Raw genomic sequence first — 16,821 nt, forward strand, 5'->3', positions numbered from 1 at the left:
CAGCCAGTACAATCGGCCATTGCCGGGACGCTACTGAGTATTAGCAACAGTCCAATCGCTCTGCTTAACATGATTACCACCCTACTCCCCACCATCACTGGCACTCTACTTTGGCGTAACTGACGACGTTGCCTTCGCTGCTTTTGGGTAACTGATAGCGGGCGTGACACGCCTGACGTGTTCCCGGCCCCCAGCTCACAGACAAGTCTCCCGTGAGCGGCAAGCCCGCCAGATAAACCTGACCGTTTTCACCGACGATGCTGCCGCCTTTGCCGTCCTGCCGTTCAACGGTAGAACCGAACGGCACAGGTTGGCCGTTGGTTTGCACCAGAGTCACCAGTGCTCTTACACCGACGCGCGTGATGAACTCGGCCCTTACCAGTGCACCGCGGGTAGGCACTACGTTCATGACGGGTTCGTCCAGATCGGCATTGTCTTTGAGCGAGGTGGTGTCCAGTGCGATTCGATTGGTGTGATAGGTGGTTGCATAAGGCATCACCGCGTAGCCGCGCCAGTCGGTCCTGACGCCGGTCGCGTTTTCAATCTTGACTCCAGTGGCGCCTGGCGCCTTGATCAACACGTTGGTATCCCCCAATGGCTGGCTGAAGGTCACGCCGTTGGCGTGGCCCACTAAACCGCCGCTCAGCCCAACGGTGACTTGCTGGTAGTTTCGGTTGTAGCTGTAACCGGCAGAGCCGTTGCCATAGCCGCCCTGATAGCGCAGATTCGTACTTCCGCTTGCGCCCCCCTGGTCACCGTAACCTTGTTGTACGCTGTAATTCAGGTTGTTATCCGCCGTTGCAGTACCACTTACACCTGCACGCTGGGTCATCTGACCGTGTGTATCGGTATTAGCCGAATAAGTGCCGTACATCGTGTTTCGGGAGCTGGTAATGTCGGTGCTCTTGCCGCCCTTGGACAGCCAGTCACCCAACGGAAAAGACAAGTTCAACGATAACTGGTTATCCGAACCGCCCATGCTCGCGCTTTTATTGTAGCTATACGTCACGTTGTAATTGATATCGCGCCAAAAGCCGCTATATCCCAACTGCCATAGATCATCGGTTTTGTCGCTGTTCCAGTAGGACTGACGGCTGCCGCTCAGGAATACCGAGCCTTTATTCCCCAATTGCTGGGTGACGCTCACTTGCGTATGGCCTTTGCGGGTGTAATTGAGGTTGAAGTAATCCTGGTAGGTCGGTTTTATCTCCACCGGCCCATCTTGAGCATTCACCTTGTACCCGCTCATTTGGCGGTAACTGGTATCATCCAGCGTATAAAAACCTTGGGTTGAAAAGCGATAGCCCAGCAATTGAAAGTTTGTGCCCAACTGGTTTAGCGACTTGGCATACAAAAAGCGCAACGATTGCCCCTGATGCCGGCTGTCATCGGCGAGTACGCTATTCGCCTGGGTCAAATCTGCCGACACTGCACCCCATGTCCCCAGGTTAACCCCCGACCCAACGGCGAAGGCAGTGTAATTGTTGGCGAGTTGCGAGCCACCATAAAGCGTGATGCCATGCGGGCCGCCCCAGATAACAGTACCTTGGCCAAAACCTGGTTTACCCTGTTCTATCGTGTTACTGCGATACTGCCCCACCGTCAGCGCATACTTTACCCGCCCTTCACGTTGCAGCACTGGCACTCCCGAGTAAGCCACAGTGAAAGTATTTTCCGAGCTATCAGCTTCGGTCACCGTAACTTTCAAGTCCCCGCTGCTGGAGGTAGGGTAAAGATCACTAATTTCAAAAGGTCCTGGCGCGACGTAGGTTTGATAAATGACATAGCCATTTTGTTTGATGGTGATTTTGGCATTACTGTTGGCAATCCCTCTCACGGTAGGTGCAAACCCGCGCAAACTGTCCGCCAGCATGTTGTCATCTGAAGCCAATTGCGCGCCGCGAAACCCCAAGCCGTTGAAAACGTCACTCGGGGTAGAGCTATCACCTAACGTCAGTTCTGACTTCAGGGGTGCAATCGTGCGTTGCGCATAGGTACTGATGCTCTGCCATTCGTTAGTGCCGCGTCCATAGCCGTTGCTGTAGATCAAGCTGGACGTGTTACGGAAACGCCAGGCACCCAAGTTAACACCGCTATCCAGCCCCAGAAAACCGTAGTTGGCGCTGCCCCCACCCATACTGTTACGGGTGTTGCTGCCGGTAAAGTTGTAGTTCAGCAACAATGCGTTAATGCCATGATCCCACTCATCGGGTGAAACGTAGCCCCGTGCATTACTTTTCAGAGCAGCCTGTGGGATGCTGATGTACAGACGCTGACCTTCAAAGTCGAACCGCGCCCCAGCCTGGGGTATGGCTGCCGCCAGATCGATGCACTTATCCGGCAGAGCGCCTTGCAGCAAGGTCAATGATTCAACTTTCACACCCACACGCTCCAAATGCTCACGGGTAATGCAGGCACTCAACCCGGAGTCATCCAACTGCGCTTCGCCTTCTGATGCACGATGGCGCGCTCCAAACGAAAGGTTCTGGGTGGACATATATTCATCATTCAAATAGATTTCAACGCGGTAGTTGCCCGGAGCCTGCCCTTCACCTTTTTCGAAACGCGAAAGGTCGGCGACCGCATTTGGGTCACCAGACAGAAAGGCCGGGTTAAAGAACTCCTCTGCCTTCGTGGCGGTACTGACAATGCAAGCCATGCAAAAGCTGACCGTAAAAAAAACACTGCCAGCAGACTTAGATTTATTAAGATTAATCGTTAGCATAAGCCCCTACCAGCACCTGAAAGCACGGCGCAACATGACGCTTTTCAAACGTTTCCATGCAGCGATGGAAAATCATTTACTTGAGCATGTGAGAATATTGAGCGGCAATGTAATTCAAACTTATTACTTCAATGGCACCGTTGTGACAGGCGTGATGGCGCCGTAATCATTTACTGTTTGGTAACTGACAGCTCCTGAAGCACTGTCTGGAATCGACACACTACTGTTGCTCATCGGCGGAACCATAGTATTTGGCAAGTTACGCGTACCGATCGCCAGACTGACGAGCGAAACATAATAGGGCGATGGGTTCTCAATTTTCAGCACTTCGCCCTGACGCGAGAACTTCAATTGCCCAGGTGCGTCAGCAGCAGTTGAAGGCAAATTGGCAGGCCGCACAAACAACTTGACCCGCGACAAGATAGCAATCTGCAGTACGTTCTTATCCTGTAAATCGTCACGCTCAACAGCAGGAATGGCCTTGCTGTTTAGCCAAAATACACTTTCGCGGTCTTTCGGCAAATCAGCGCCGACATACATGATGCGCAAGGTATTCTCACTTTTGGGTTTACTGACAAACAATGGTGGCGTCACCACAAAGTCAGATGACTTCTTCTCAGCAACGTCATCAACCCACGATTGAATCAGGAAACGATTTTTTTTGTCGCTGTTGTTCACCGCCAGCGATACTTGTTTGGCGCCGGGCGGATAAACAACTCGCGTTGCGCCCAGTGCAACACCACCAGCCTGTGCCGTTAAGGTGTAAAAGGAGCTGAATATAACAATTAAGCCAGCTGTTACATTGCGAAAGCGTAAAGCGTACTTTATCAACACAAAAACCCCTTTAAATTAACAAGTACAACGCCTGCCCGGTAGCGATCATTGGTACGAAACAGCAAACCAGGTACAGGTATTCGCGTTACCGCCGTTCATCTCACGAGCAGAAAAACGAAACAACATCGCACCCTCACGCAGAAGAACCAGTGGCTCGGATGCAGCGTTAGGCACAACGCCGTTTCCGGCATTACAAAAATTAGCCAGCCCGACGCTGGCAGCAGAGTTTTTACCACTCTCTATACTGAAATTTGCACAACGCGCTCAGCCGAAACACCGCAGGCTTGCGCCGTAATTGCACCACAGATATGAACAACCCCACCATTGATCAGTACGTTGTATTTGTTGCTAGCAACAGCAGTCAAAGAACGACAGAACAGAGCCGCGCATAGCGGTGTTTAGCACTCAAAAACAACCCCCAGATGCGATTAGCCCTGCCACCTTCCCTGGCAGCACTGTCGTCCTTAGTATCCGTGTGCTACAGAAGCATTACTCGTATTGCATGGTAAAGGTTGCGTCTGCGTCTGCCGCACCCGGCGTCACTGCCGCAAGCGTTGACTTATAACGCGCATTGAGTGCCAACACGTTGTCGCCATCTTTCAGCTGGTGAGACGCAGAGAACATCCCGCTATTGGGCACTAACACTGCCCCCTGACTATCGGATATTTCAATACCCACACCGCCGGCTGCACCGGACGAACCGCCACCGATATTGCTGACAGCAAGCACGCTAGGGTCAGCAGCATCAACGGTACCAGTGAAGGCCACAGAAGCCTTGGAAGAAACTGTACTGTCACAATCCTGCAACTTGATAGTGAAAGGAACCAATCCAGTTTTGTCGCCTACCGCTTTGAACTTCGCAGATCGGTACTGCCCCAATGTTACTGTCTGGTCCGCTGAGTCGGCACTGACCGAGCAGGCAGCATTAACAATTTCACCTTTAAAATGTACGGTCCCACCGTTCGACAGAACCGGGGCGGCCATAACACCAATGCTGGACATCAGCAAAGACGCCGCCACAAGAGTCTGTACAGAAGAATTAATACGCATGCTTTTTAGCTCCTGGATAGTTATTAGTGCTTAAACACTTGGAAAATCAAAATGAATCTGCACTTGCGAGATAAACCGAGCAAGTTCAAAAATATTACCTAACAACTAAGAAAAAGAAATGTAGAAAATTCACCTTTTTTACAGCGAAATTTCATTCTAGTGCAAACACTCATCCACCCCTTCCTCCCTCAACTAATAGTGTGACACCCCCCCCTGTAAAATCCCCGATCAAGTTCGAGGACATGCCGAAATACGCACAACTAACTGATCCGAGTCAGCCATGAACCAGATAAGCTTTTCTGATTGTGAGTACGCCGATAAACTCAAGTAAACACGGCGCAAATGTTTCCTCGCCGAGATGGATATAGTTACGCCCTAGGCAGACCTATTGGGGCTGATCGAGACTTTCTAGCCCAAGGCCGGCGGCGGCATAAAATTGAGACCATGCATTTATTCATCCGTCACAGAACTGGTTATTCCTGAGTGATCCAGCCATGGAAGAAGCTCTTTACGAAACCGACGATCATAAGCGTTCAGCGCTTACTGAAGAAGTATAGGCTCGCCCCTGCAACCCTTGTAGCCATCACCGGCTACTTGCAAGAAAAGACCTGTCGCTGCGCCAGGACACCCTCGTCGATTCTACTATCATTCATGTTTCAAGCTTGGCCAATAACGTGGAAGGAGCGCGCAATCTCTAACCCCTCCACTGGCTTTCCAAACCAACAAAATCCAATCTCCAAAGACCCACCACAAGAAGGTGGTGCCCTAAAGCTTTAATTCGTAGTTAAAGAATCCAATCCAACTCAAGAAAGCAGTACCTGATTGGATGCGTGGTACCGATAGCGGTCGTAACTCTGAAGATGTTTCCTCTTTGACAAAGACACCAAACAAAACACGAGAGCCGTGATGGCCTCTAATTAAAATGCTCACAAAAATCTTTAACATGATCAAGCCGCCGCTGAACCATCGAAAATATACAGAGACTTTCCCAGCCGACGCCCCCCACAATAAAGTATTTACACTACTGTCCTGGCACCGCGCATTCAATCACGAATGACTGGCCACCCTCCTGCCGTCCATGCCAGCCAGGTACGGGACTCCAAAGCACTGCCCCCCTAGAAGCAAGCCGATGTGCGCACGCAGCATCGGACGCCAACGTAATTAAACGTAACGCACTGAGCTCGTTGAACGCGGCGGCATTCATGATCATGCTGAAAACTTGCGAAGGCCATCTCAGGAAAAATCTTATCAGGGTAAAAAAAGAAACAAATAGGAGTGGGACTAAAATTAAGAGCCGCACGATTCAGTCGTCGTTTTATACCTTAACGCATGAGGTATCTGGCGGCGCTTACGAACTGATCGCCAACGCAGCCCGATCATCTGCCTCACCTGCATTCCCAAGCCACCACTCTCAGTAGCCGGCCACTCAAATGGCAGCCCCAAAAAAACATTGTTAATACGAAACATTATCATTAAAGTGCATGACTTTCCGCTGCGTGACCCCTGCCAATGTCGAGCATGACCACCGACGAGCTTGAGCTGGCCTTCCGGGCCCATGCCAGCGAGTTGCGTTCGTTTCTTCATCGCCAGTTGCGAAATCCTGAGGCTGCGGCCGATCTGACTCAGGAAACCTACCTCCGCCTGCTCCGTCAGCCGCCGCGCAAGCCGGTGCTCAATCTTCGCGGTTTTATCTTTAAGATTGCTCGAAACTTGGCCATTGATCATGCACGCAGCAGGCAAACCCGAGAGCACCTCGACGAAGGCATGGGCTATCTTTACGAAGTGACAGGTGAAAGCCCGGCGCTGTTCGATGTCGTGGTTGCACAACAAGATCTCGCGGCAATGGCCCACGCCCTGCACCGTTTACCTGCCCAGTGCCAGCAAATATTTACGTTGTGTCGGCTGCAAAACCTGCCCCACAAAGAAGTGGCTTTGCAACTGCAAGTCTCGACCAGTACGGTTGAAAAACAATTAGCCATTGCGCTCGGCTTTCTCAGCCAATGCCTACAACGATAGCCGGTATGCACGATCAACCCGACACCACCCCGTCCGTTACCGAGGTTCAGCGCACTGCCCATGCATGGGTGATTCGCCTCACCTCGGGTTCGGCGCTGCCCTCTGATCGGGCAGAGGCACGGGCGTGGTGCGAGCAGGCACCGGAGCATCAGCGGGCTTTTGTCGAGGCGCGGCGGGTGTGGTGTTTAAGTGCGTATCTGGCCGAGCCTCCTGCTGCAGTACGACCATCTTTGCGGCGAATGTGGGCGATGGGCATCGCGGCGTCGTTGGTGCTCGGTCTTGGTGTGGCGTGGATGCAACGCATGGCATTGGATGCGGACTATTACACTGGCACCGGTGAGCGTCGACAGGTCGTCCTTGCTGATGGCTCGCACATCACCCTGAATGCCAACAGCGCTGTCGATGTGAATCTCACGGGCAATGGGCGGCGCATTACCCTGCGCAAGGGCGAGGCCCTGTTCAATGTAACGCCGGACCCGCAGCGCCCCTTCAGTGTGCAGGCTGGTGCCTTCAACGCAACGGCCCTGGGTACGATCTACGCAGTGCGCCGTGAGGGCGAACACGTTGATGTCACGGTGCGCCGCGGCCGTGTGGCCGTCACCGACGGACCTGACACGGTGACGCTGGGCGTTGGCGAGACCGTTGCGGGACGTGCCGACGGCCTGGGCGCCAAGCAGCGCGTGGATGTCGACAAGAGTCTGGCGTGGGAGCAGGGTCGCTTGGTATTTGAGTTGACACCACTGGCGCAGGTGTTGGAGCAGGTCGAACGCTATCGGCCGGGGATTTTCATAATACGAGACCCGCGCCTGGGCGCGCTCAAGGTCAGCGGCACCTTTCAACTCGATCATTTGGACGAGGGCTTGGCCACGTTGGAGAAGGTCTTCCCACTCAGAATCGAGCGCTACACGAACTACCTGCTGGTGGTTTCACCCAAACTTAACTATTTTTACGGTTATGGGCGTGTCACCCGTCTTCCCTCCCTATAGCGATAATGATTCGTATTAGGGAGAGCTCCGATGCACCATCCGTTACCTAAAGGTTTGCGAGTCAAATCTTTGTCCGTAACCCCACTGACAATGCTGTGCATGCTGATATCCGGCCTGGCGGTTGCCGACCCCCACTCATTCGATATCGCACCGCAACCCCTGGCAGGCGCACTGAACCGCCTGGCCGCTCAAAGCGGTTTACAGGTGATATTCGATGGCACGTTGGTATTGGGCAAGCACAGCCCTGGGGTCGTCGGTTCCAAAGAACCGGAGGCCGCATTGGCTGAACTGCTGCAAGGCAGCGGCTTGACCTGGCGGGCTACCGGTGGGAATAGCGTGATGCTGGAGAAAGCCCCTGAATCGAGCGGCCCCCTGCAATTGGGGGCAACGGCAATCGTCGGTCAGGAACTGGGCGAAATGACCGAGAACACCGGTTCCTACACCACCGGGGCCATGCAGACTGCCACCAAGCTGCCCTTGACCTTGCGCGAAACACCGCAGTCGGTCAGCGTGGTCACGCGCAAGCGCATGGACGACAAGGCCATGACCAGCATCAGCGATGTCGCCAAAAGTGCGCCGGGGATTTTTCTCAATAACTCCGGCGGGGCTGGCCGGCCGACGTTCAGTGCGCGCGGCTTCGACATCGACAACATCATGTACGACGGTTTTCCCACCAGCTTCCTGACCTACCTGCCCAGCGGAGAAGCCAACCTGGCCATGTATGACCGGGTCGAGATCGTTCGTGGCGCCAGCGGACTGGCCCAGGGCGCGGGCAACCCTGCTGGCGCCATCAACCTGGTGCGCAAGCGCCCGACCCATAAATTCCAGGCCACGCTCACCGGCAGTGCCGGCAGTTGGGATGATTACTCCGGCACCCTGGATGTCGGCGGCCCACTCAATGAAAACGGCACACTGCGCGCCCGCACCGTGGTCTCGCGGCAAGACGCCAAAAGCTTCCGAGACTCGGTGGAGAGTGATGCCGATCTGTTCTACGGCGTGGTCGACGCCGACCTGAGCGATGACTCCACCCTGACACTCGGGGCTTACCGGCAGAAGAACCACACCAACTACATTTGGGGCGGATTGCCCATGGCACGTGGCGGCGGTCATCTGGGGCTGCCACGCGACACCTTCCTGGGGCATGACTGGGAATACTCGGACAATCGCACCACTGGCTATTTCGCGACCCTGGAGCAAGGCTTGGCCAACGACTGGAAGCTGCGCCTGGCAGCCATGCAGTCCAAAACCGACACCGACGTGCTGGCCTCTTCGGTGTGGGATTACGATCGCCACTATCTATGGACAGAAGCCATGGAGCAGAAGGAGACCGGCTACGACCTGGCACTCAGCGGCCCCTTCCAGATGCTCGGGCAAGAGCATGACCTGACGGTCGGCCTCAGTCGGCGCGAGCTGGATTATCGTTCCGGTAAGGCCTGGAGCGCGTTCATCGACACGGGCAGCAATCCCTTCGAGTGGGACCCTCGGGGTCACGCCAAACCCGATTACGTCAGGGGCGACAACGGCCTGCCAGAGACCACCACTCAAGACAGTTTCTATGCCAGCACCCGCCTGCGTTTGACCGAGCCACTGTCGCTGATTCTCGGCAGCCGCCTGGACTGGTACGCGTTCGAAGACAGCGCCAACAGTGAAGGCAATTACAAGGTTACGCGTAATCTGACCCGCTACGCCGGCCTGGTCTACGATCTGGACGCCAATCACTCGGTCTATGTCAGCTACACCGATATCTTCAAGCCCCAGAGCAACAAAGGCCTCGACCGAAAAGTGATCGCACCGATAGTGGGCGAGAACTACGAAGTGGGCATCAAGGGCGAATATTTTGATGGCGCGCTGAACGCCAGCATGGCGGTTTTCCAGGTCGATCAGAAGAATCGCGCCCAGGACCTGCCCGATTTCAAAGGCTGCGGTTCGGGCCCCGCCAGTGAATGCTCTGAGGCTGCCGGCCTGGTGCGCAGCAAGGGCATTGACCTGGAAATCCAGGGCGCCCTGACCGACGACTTGCAATTGTCCGCCGGTTACACCTACACCCAGACGAAATACGTCAACGACGCCAACGCCGCCCGCGAGGGCGAGGACTTCGACCGCGCTAAACCGCGCCAACTGTTCAAGCTGTCGACGATCTACAGCCTGCCCGGTGAGCTGCAGCGCTGGCGCGTTGGCGGGTGATGTCTACCAGCAGAGCCGCATCCGCACCTCGGGCGGCACCGGCGCCACTGCCTGGAAAAACCAGCAGGGCTCGTACACGGTGGTCGGCCTGGTGGCAGGGTACAAGGCCAGCGAGCAACTGGACCTGCAACTCAACCTCAACAACCTGTTTGACCGCACCTACTACAGCAGCGTAGCCAATGGCGGCTATACCCCGTACGACATCTACGGCGATCCCCGTAATGTGAAACTGACCGCCCGCTACAGCTTCTAAAAAGCCGTTTGTCGCCAGATCCAGGGAAGGATCCGGCCGTGGCCCGGCCGGTATAAAAACGCTTGTGACCTCATCCTCCGGTGGGGCATCAATGCCCTGTCTGTATATTCGAGTTCAGGTCGTGAGCCCCACGCCAGCAGCAGCCTGCAGACATGCAGGTTTTCTTGCCCGAGATTTATCTTGCAACCCTCCCGACAGGACGTCGCCCCGTGAAAAAGAAGCATGACCATCCCCTTTTCAAACCCCGTCGCCCCACCGCTACCCTGACACCGAAAAAGCCCCGGTTCTCCTCCGGCACAGTCCTCTCGCTGGCGGCCGTGGTGATTTCCATTGCCGCCGCGTCGATTTCCTTCTGGCAGTTGGACCTGATGCGTGAGCACAACCGGCTGTCTGTCAGGCCGTATCTGATGGTTACCCCCCACCTGACCGCAGAAAAAGCAGGCCTGTATCTTTCCAACGAAGGTATCGGGCCCGGCATCATCACCTCATTCAAAATCCGGGTGGGTGGTGAACAATTCGACGGTCTGGGTGACAGTCGTTGGCCAGCCGTGTTGAAAAAAGCCCGGCTAAAACCCGAGTGCTTCTCCAAAGGCTGGCCCACCGAGGGTGCGGCTGTCAGGCCCGGCAATGAGATAGCCATCCTATCGCCGACCAAGAGCACACAATTTGGGGGCTATTGCCTGTTTCAACTCAGTCTTTTCCTGCAAGAGAATGAAGTGTTTGCCGATATGGAATATGAATCGCTCTACAAGGAGCGCTTTACCTTTTCGGCCCCTGTGACGATCAATGAAGCGATGGATATAGGCGCCCTGAGCAAACTGCTGTCCGACTGACAGCACTGTTAGCTGGCCTGTCGATGAACACCCGCCAGGGCCTTGCCGACTCGCCACGAAAACCTAGCCGTTTTGCCAGTTACTTAAACGTTTTGTTCAAACTATCGTGTACCCGACCAATTTTTGATGGCAGGGCCGGAAATGGAATTCATCGAACAGACCCGCCAAGGCTATGCAGCCTTTCGCGGTTACCAGACGTGGTATCGCGTGACCGGCAACCTCAACAGCGGCAAGGCCCCACTGATCATCCTCCACGGCGGCCCCGGCGGTACCCATGACTATCTGGACGCCTTCAAGGACGTGGCAGCCAGTGGGCATGCGGTGATTCACTATGACCAACTGGGTAATGGCCACTCCACCCACCTGCCCCACCAGCCCGCAGATTTCTGGACGCTTGAGCTGTTTCTCGAAGAGCTGGACAACCTGCTCGACCATCTGCACATCCACAACCATTACGCGATTCTCGGGCACGCCTGGGGCGGCAGACTCGGCAGTGAACACGCGATTCGCCAACCCCGGGGCCTGTGCGCCTTTATCGCTGCCAACCTGGCGGCCGGCTTCGATGACCAGCCCCTGTGCCGGATCAACCCGTGGCCCGAAGAAGTGGCACGCACCTTCGCGCAGATGGCGGCCGACCCTACGGTGTACAACGCCTTGCATGGCCCCCTCGACATTGGCCGGTTGTCGCAGATCAAGGTGCCGACCCTGGTGATTTCCGGGCGCCACGACCAGGCCGCTTCCCTGGAATTCAAAGCGTTCCTCGATGAAATCGGCGATGTGCGCGGAGCGCTGTTTGAAGACTCCAGCCATATGCCCCATGTGGAGGAGCGCCAGCCGTGCATGGGCACGGTGGTGAAATTTTTGGATGAGGTGTGCTCGCCAACGGTCTTCTAAACACCACAAATCCAATGTGGGAGCGGGCTTGCCCGCGATGGCGGAGTGTCAGTCAAATAGTGATCAACTGACCCACCGCTATCGCGGGCAAGCCCGCTCCCACACAAGCTCGCCACATTCAGCTTTTTGTGGCGTTACACCTCGCTGGTTTCAGCCCGCCCCGCCACCGTCGCTTTCTGCGGTGATGCATCCACCACCGGGATCTCCTTGCCCTCGGCATCAAACAATTTGCCCTTGCTGAAATAATCCCCGTCCCGCAGTGCCGCCACATCCTGGAAGCACAGGCTGCGCTCGGTGCCGGCGACGAACACCGATTGCTGGTCCGAGTTGCCGGCTGTGAAGTGGTTGAACGCCAGGTTCAACAGGATCGCCATGATCGCCGAGGAGCTGATCCCCGAGTGGAAGATGGTCGCGAACCAACTGGGGAACTGATCGTAGAAGCTCGGCGCAGCGATGGGGATCATGCCGAAACCGATGGAGGTGGCAACAATGATCAGGTTCATGTTGTTACGGTAATCGACCTTGGACAGCGTGCGGATCCCACTGGCCGCCACGGTGCCGAACAATACGATCCCGGCGCCGCCCAGCACCGAAGTGGGCACTGCCGCAATCACTCGGCCCATAAAGGGCAGCAGGCCAAGGATCACCAGGAACAGACCACCCGTGGCCACCACATAGCGGCTCTTGACCCCGGTCACCGCCACCAGGCCGACGTTCTGCGCGAAGGCGCTTTGGGTGAACGAACCGAAGATCGGCGCAAACATGCTCGACAGCATGTCGGCACGCAGGCCGTTGCCCAGGCGTTTGGAGTCAACCTTGGTGTCGATGATCTCGCCCACCGCCAGAATATCCGCCGAGGTTTCCACCAGGGTCACCATGACCACGATGCACATGGACAGGATCGCGGCTACATGGAAGGTCGGCATGCCGAAGTGGAACGGCGTGGGGAAGCCGATCATCGGGCCCTGGGTCACGGTGGAGAAGTCCGCCATGCCGAGGAACACCGCGATCAATGTGCCAAACACCATCGCCAGCAGGATCGACAGGCGCGAGATGGTGGCGCTGCCCACCTTGCTCAACACCAGCACCAGCACCAGGGTGATGGCCGCCAGGCCGATGTTCGGCATGCTGCCAAAGTCAGCGGCGCGGCTGTTACCGCCCATGGCCCAACGCGCGGCGACCGGCATCAGCGTCAGGCCGATGGTGGTAATCACGATTCCGGTCACCAACGGCGGGAAGAACTTGGTAATTCGCGAGAATATAGGGGTGATCAGCAACCCGATCAGCGACGCGGCCATCACCGCGCCCAGGATCGCCGGCACACCGCCCGCGCCGTCGCTGCCGACAATCGCCACCATGGTCGCCACACCGGCAAACGACACCCCTTGCACCAAGGGCAACTGACAGCCAAAAAACGGCAGGCCCAGGGTTTGCAACAGCGTAGCCAGGCCACCGGCAAACAGCGACGCGGCGATCAACAGGCCAATGTCGGCGGGGGATAACCCGGCTGCCTGGCCGACGATCAACGGCACGGCCACGATGCCGCCATACATGGTCAGTACATGCTGCAGGCCGTAAGCCATGTTGGCAGCGACGCCAAGATTCTCATCTTCTGGCCGTTGCGGTGACGCCTTCGGGATAGTCATGGTGAGGGGATCTCTGTTTTTGTTGTGCGCTCACTGTATGCAATAGAAAGATTGGATGTCCATAGAGTTGTATACAATCATTTCCACAAGATACCTGCTATCGACGTTACAAAAATCCATTCAGCCGCCCTGCCCAAAGGCCTCAAGCCGTGCCCACAAGGACCTGAAAAAAATGCTCAACCGCACGCTGCGTATCCACTCTGCGGCCATTTGCTACTTCGATATGGTCCGCCGCTGCCATTCGATCCGCGAAGCCGCGCGCCGGCTGAACGTGGCCTCGTCGGCAGTGAACCGGCAGATTCTCAAACTCGAAGACGAAGTCGGCGCGGCCCTGTTCGAGCGCCTGCCCGGTGGGCTGCGCCTGACTGCGGCCGGGGAAATCCTGACCCGCCATGTGACCCTGGTGTTGCAGGATGTGGAACGGGTGCGCGGCGAACTGGAAGGCCTGAACCAGGTACAGACCGGGCATGTAGAGATCGCCACGGTGGAAGGCGCGACAGTGGAGTTGCTGCCCGCCGTGCTCAAACGCATGCGCCAGCGCTACCCGGCGGTGACCATCGGTGTGACCGTGCAGGGCTCACAATCCATTCCGGCGGCGGTGATCAATGGCCAGGCAGACCTGGGGCTGGCCTTCGCCCTGCCGCGCAGCGCGGAAACCACGCAACTGTGTGTCGGCCATTTCCGCCTCGGGGCATTGGTAGCGCCGGGGCATCCACTGGCTTCCCATGCCAGCGTCAGCTACACCCTGTGCGCCGAGCACGGGGTGATCCAGGCCAACAGCGAGCTGTCGATCCATCACCTGATCGCCCCGCTGCACAAGCGCTCGTCGGCCGCGCACAAGCCCTTGCTGCAAAGCAATTCCATGGAACTGGCGCGGCAGTTGGCGCGCCAGCAGTTGGGGGTGGCGTTCCAGACGCGCATCGGGATCGAGGCCGATTTGGCCAGGGGTGAGTTGCTGCACATTCCCTTGAGCGACCAGGGCGGGATGTTCAGCGACCTGGGGTTGTATGCGCGCAAAGGTCGGGATTTGCCCACGGCGGTCGAGTCGATGGCCCACCTGATCAGCGAGGAAATCGCTTTGCGTGAACGCGAAGAATTGCCCTGTACACCGCGTATTTCCTGACCTGCAGGCCAGCTTCAGTGCTGCCGATTTGGCAGCAGCCCAGTCGATATTCTGTTCTTTGAGCATCACGGCGGTTGTGTCGATACTGCGCCCGGCGGCCCCTGCACGGCTGCCACGAGCCAAACGCCAAAGGAACTAAAACAATGAAAAAGGCACTGCACGGCGCAACCGTATTACTCACACTCCTCGGCGGCGGGGAGGCTGTCGCGGTGGAATGGATGAACAACAGCGTAGGATTTCGCTACGGACAACAGTTCACCAATCCGAACAACCCCGACGAATTCAGCAAGCGCATCTACAGCTTCACCCATGCCAGTGGCTACCAGTACGGCAGCAACTTCCTCAACCTCGACGTCTTCCTGTCCGACAGCCGTGACCCACGCAAGGGCACCGATCACGGCGGCAGCGAGGCGTATGCGGTCTACCGCCATCAGCTGTATGCGTCACGGGTCTTCGACAGGCCGCTGGGCACCGGGCTGATCAAGGATTACGCGCTGACCCTGGGGTTCGATGCCAACCGCAACAACAACCTGGCATCCGCGAAAAAACGCGCCCTGGTGATCGGGCCGACCGTGAAGTTCAATACGGTCGGGGTGCTGGACCTGAGCCTGATGTACTACAAGGAAAACAACCATTCCGGCATCCCCGGTGCGAAGGATCCGAACCACACCTTCGACGACACCTACATGCTCAACCTGACCTGGATGCGCCCATTCGAACTCGGCAACCATGGCGCGAAGTTCCAGGGCTTTATCAACCATGTCGGTGACAAAGGCCATGACTACAACAGTCGCGACACCGCCGCAGAAACCCTGATGCGCACCGCGCTGATGGTCGCGGTACGGCCGGGCAAAAGCGTCAAGCCCAACCTGTACCTGGGGGTAGGCTACGAATACTGGCATAACAAGTTCGGGGTCGATGGCGGCCGTGGCAGCCGCACCTCGACACCGACATTGAATATGGAAGTGACCTTCTAGGCTAGGCCGGCGCCATCTGCGACTCATCCGCCTTGGTCCGCGCCAGCCAGTAACCCAGCACCGCCAGCGGCGCGGTCGCCAGCATCACGATCACCGTGACCAGCAACGGCTGCTCCAGCAAGGATGACACCAGCAGGCTGGCGACAAAGCACAAGCCCAGTTGCAGGGTGTTTTGCAGGGCGGCGGCCTTGCCGGAGTTTTCCGAAAACGGCATCAGCGCATTCGCCACCACAATCGGATAGCTGGCGCCGTTGACCAGGGCCATCAGGCAGAACGGAATCAGCAAGGTGGTCAACGTCGGAACCGTCAAGGTCGCGACCAGATACAACGCCACCATGCTCACGCAATACGCCACCAGCAACCACGGCAACAGGAGTTTGCCCTGGAACCGTTGCAGGGCACTGCGGCAGCTGTAGCCGCCCACCAGAAACGCCAGGGTCGGCAGCACATAACTCAGGCCGATGTCATTGGGGCTGTAGCCCATGCCGCCGAGAATAAACGGCGAGGCGGTGAGCCAGGCGAAGAAGCTGGCGGAGCACGCGGCGAAGATCATCACATTGCCGGTAAACACCCGCGACTTGAACAATTGCCCGTAACCCAGCCGCGACTGTTCGCCATCAGTGGACAGGCGCTTGGGCATCGGTTTGAGGAACAGAGTCGGCAACAGCAGTAACAGCGAGACGACCAGCAACACGGCAAAGATCGCCTGCCAGCCCCAGTGATTCAACACCACCGCCCCCAACAACGGTGCCAGCGCCGGTGACAGGGACATCAGCGGCATGATGCTGGCAAACACTCGGTGCGCCTTGTCGGCCGGGTACCGGTCAATCACCAGCGCCTGCCAGCTGACTGCGGCGCTGCACACCCCAATCGACTGTACAAAACGCAACGCCAGCAGTTGCGGCGCGGTCTCGACCCAGAACATCCCCAGGCAGCCGAGCACAAACAGGCTCAGGCCGGCCAACAGGATCGGCTTGCGCCCCAGGCGGTCCGACAGCGGCCCCCAGAGCAGTTGCCCCACGGCAAAACCGGCGAGGAAGATACTCAAACTGGCCCCCACCGCACCGGGGGAAATCTGCAGGTGTTCGCCCATGGCGCCGAACGCGGGCAAGTACATATCCATGGCCAGATAGCCGAGCATGCTCAGCCCTGCCAGGTACCAGGTAAAACCAAAAGAGTTTTTCATTGAAGCCTTGTAAGTACTGCCATCAAACAATTTGCTGACTGGCGCCTATTATGAAGCTGGCAGTTGCCCTGTGAAGCGATAATAATTGGACGTTCTTATCAATATTTTTGAAGG

Annotated in this window: 13 protein-coding genes and 1 pseudogene; 9 read left to right on the forward strand and 5 right to left on the reverse strand. The window is 57.0% G+C overall.

Features of this window, described 5'->3' with window-relative positions; genetic code table 11:
• Positions 1–94: 94 nt before the first annotated feature.
• The 3 genes from PSH80_RS18150 to fimA all read right to left on the reverse strand — a co-directional run bounded on the left by PSH80_RS18150 (position 95) and on the right by fimA (position 4,609).
• Positions 95–2,725 carry a fimbrial biogenesis usher protein gene (locus PSH80_RS18150; RefSeq protein WP_305417809.1) on the reverse strand — a complete coding sequence of 877 codons (2,631 nt, stop codon included), beginning with the start codon at positions 2,723–2,725 and terminating at the stop codon, positions 95–97.
• Between the two features lie 123 nt (positions 2,726–2,848).
• On the reverse strand, positions 2,849–3,559 hold the full coding sequence (locus PSH80_RS18155) for a fimbria/pilus periplasmic chaperone (protein WP_305417811.1): 711 nt from the start codon (positions 3,557–3,559) through the stop codon (positions 2,849–2,851).
• A 489-nt stretch (positions 3,560–4,048) separates the two neighbouring features.
• Positions 4,049–4,609 (reverse strand): type 1 fimbrial major subunit FimA, encoded by a 561-nt coding sequence (fimA, locus tag PSH80_RS18160; protein WP_057960263.1) that lies wholly within the window; start codon positions 4,607–4,609, stop codon positions 4,049–4,051.
• 280 nt (positions 4,610–4,889) lie between these two features.
• On the opposite strand from fimA, the pseudogene PSH80_RS18165 reads away from it, so the two are divergent.
• The 7 genes and pseudogenes from PSH80_RS18165 to PSH80_RS18195 all read left to right on the forward strand — a co-directional run.
• A pseudogene (locus tag PSH80_RS18165) lies at positions 4,890–5,301 on the forward strand (IS5/IS1182 family transposase); the annotation flags it as partial.
• An 826-nt stretch (positions 5,302–6,127) separates the two neighbouring features.
• On the forward strand, positions 6,128–6,625 hold the full coding sequence (locus PSH80_RS18170; RefSeq protein WP_225923810.1) for an RNA polymerase sigma factor: 498 nt from the start codon (positions 6,128–6,130) through the stop codon (positions 6,623–6,625).
• A 5-nt stretch (positions 6,626–6,630) separates the two neighbouring features.
• On the forward strand, positions 6,631–7,611 hold the full coding sequence (locus tag PSH80_RS18175) for a FecR family protein (RefSeq protein WP_305417815.1): 981 nt from the start codon (positions 6,631–6,633) through the stop codon (positions 7,609–7,611).
• 99 nt (positions 7,612–7,710) lie between these two features.
• On the forward strand, positions 7,711–9,795 hold the full coding sequence (locus PSH80_RS18180; protein ID WP_305417817.1) for a TonB-dependent receptor: 2,085 nt from the start codon (positions 7,711–7,713) through the stop codon (positions 9,793–9,795).
• On the forward strand, positions 9,764–10,048 hold the full coding sequence (locus tag PSH80_RS18185; RefSeq protein WP_305417818.1) for a TonB-dependent receptor: 285 nt from the start codon (positions 9,764–9,766) through the stop codon (positions 10,046–10,048). The genes PSH80_RS18180 and PSH80_RS18185 overlap by 32 nt, the downstream gene beginning before the upstream one ends.
• Positions 10,049–10,257: 209 nt before the next feature.
• Complete coding sequence (locus tag PSH80_RS18190) at positions 10,258–10,881, forward strand: hypothetical protein (protein WP_128592905.1); 624 nt, start codon at positions 10,258–10,260, stop codon at positions 10,879–10,881.
• A 141-nt stretch (positions 10,882–11,022) separates the two neighbouring features.
• Positions 11,023–11,775 carry an alpha/beta fold hydrolase gene (locus PSH80_RS18195; protein WP_186626188.1) on the forward strand — a complete coding sequence of 251 codons (753 nt, stop codon included), beginning with the start codon at positions 11,023–11,025 and terminating at the stop codon, positions 11,773–11,775.
• Positions 11,776–11,909: 134 nt separating this feature from the next.
• Here PSH80_RS18195 and PSH80_RS18200 read toward each other — a convergent pair whose 3' ends face one another.
• Complete coding sequence (locus PSH80_RS18200) at positions 11,910–13,421, reverse strand: nucleobase:cation symporter-2 family protein (RefSeq protein ID WP_057960269.1); 1,512 nt, start codon at positions 13,419–13,421, stop codon at positions 11,910–11,912.
• A 172-nt stretch (positions 13,422–13,593) separates the two neighbouring features.
• On the opposite strand from PSH80_RS18200, the gene PSH80_RS18205 reads away from it, so the two are divergent.
• Positions 13,594–14,544: a LysR family transcriptional regulator gene (locus PSH80_RS18205; protein ID WP_057960270.1), complete on the forward strand. Its 951-nt coding sequence runs from the start codon at positions 13,594–13,596 to the stop codon at positions 14,542–14,544.
• 143 nt (positions 14,545–14,687) lie between these two features.
• A complete protein-coding gene (locus PSH80_RS18210) occupies positions 14,688–15,521 on the forward strand; it encodes a hypothetical protein (RefSeq protein ID WP_057960271.1) in 834 nt (277 codons plus the stop codon).
• Position 15,522: 1 nt separating this feature from the next.
• Here PSH80_RS18210 and punC read toward each other — a convergent pair whose 3' ends face one another.
• A complete protein-coding gene (gene punC, locus PSH80_RS18215) occupies positions 15,523–16,707 on the reverse strand; it encodes a purine nucleoside transporter PunC (protein ID WP_305417822.1) in 1,185 nt (394 codons plus the stop codon).
• Positions 16,708–16,821 lie beyond the last annotated feature (114 nt).

The sequence above is a fragment of the Pseudomonas sp. FP818 genome, from assembly GCF_030687335.1.
Lineage (GTDB): Bacteria > Pseudomonadota > Gammaproteobacteria > Pseudomonadales > Pseudomonadaceae > Aquipseudomonas > Aquipseudomonas shahriarae.

Bases quoted from the DNA above. Each gene is read 5' to 3' on its own strand.
- PSH80_RS18150 (WP_305417809.1), bottom strand. From the start codon at position 2,725: ATGCTAACGATTAATCTTAATAAATCTAAGTCTGCTGGCAGTGTTTTT.
- fimA (WP_057960263.1), bottom strand. From the start codon at position 4,609: ATGCGTATTAATTCTTCTGTACAGACTCTTGTGGCGGCGTCTTTGCTG.
- PSH80_RS18170 (WP_225923810.1), top strand. From the start codon at position 6,128: ATGACCACCGACGAGCTTGAGCTGGCCTTCCGGGCCCATGCCAGCGAG.
- PSH80_RS18175 (WP_305417815.1), top strand. From the start codon at position 6,631: ATGCACGATCAACCCGACACCACCCCGTCCGTTACCGAGGTTCAGCGC.
- PSH80_RS18180 (WP_305417817.1), top strand. From the start codon at position 7,711: ATGCTGATATCCGGCCTGGCGGTTGCCGACCCCCACTCATTCGATATC.
- PSH80_RS18195 (WP_186626188.1), top strand. From the start codon at position 11,023: ATGGAATTCATCGAACAGACCCGCCAAGGCTATGCAGCCTTTCGCGGT.
- PSH80_RS18200 (WP_057960269.1), bottom strand. From the start codon at position 13,421: ATGACTATCCCGAAGGCGTCACCGCAACGGCCAGAAGATGAGAATCTT.
- PSH80_RS18205 (WP_057960270.1), top strand. From the start codon at position 13,594: ATGCTCAACCGCACGCTGCGTATCCACTCTGCGGCCATTTGCTACTTC.
- PSH80_RS18210 (WP_057960271.1), top strand. From the start codon at position 14,688: ATGAAAAAGGCACTGCACGGCGCAACCGTATTACTCACACTCCTCGGC.
- punC (WP_305417822.1), bottom strand. From the start codon at position 16,707: ATGAAAAACTCTTTTGGTTTTACCTGGTACCTGGCAGGGCTGAGCATG.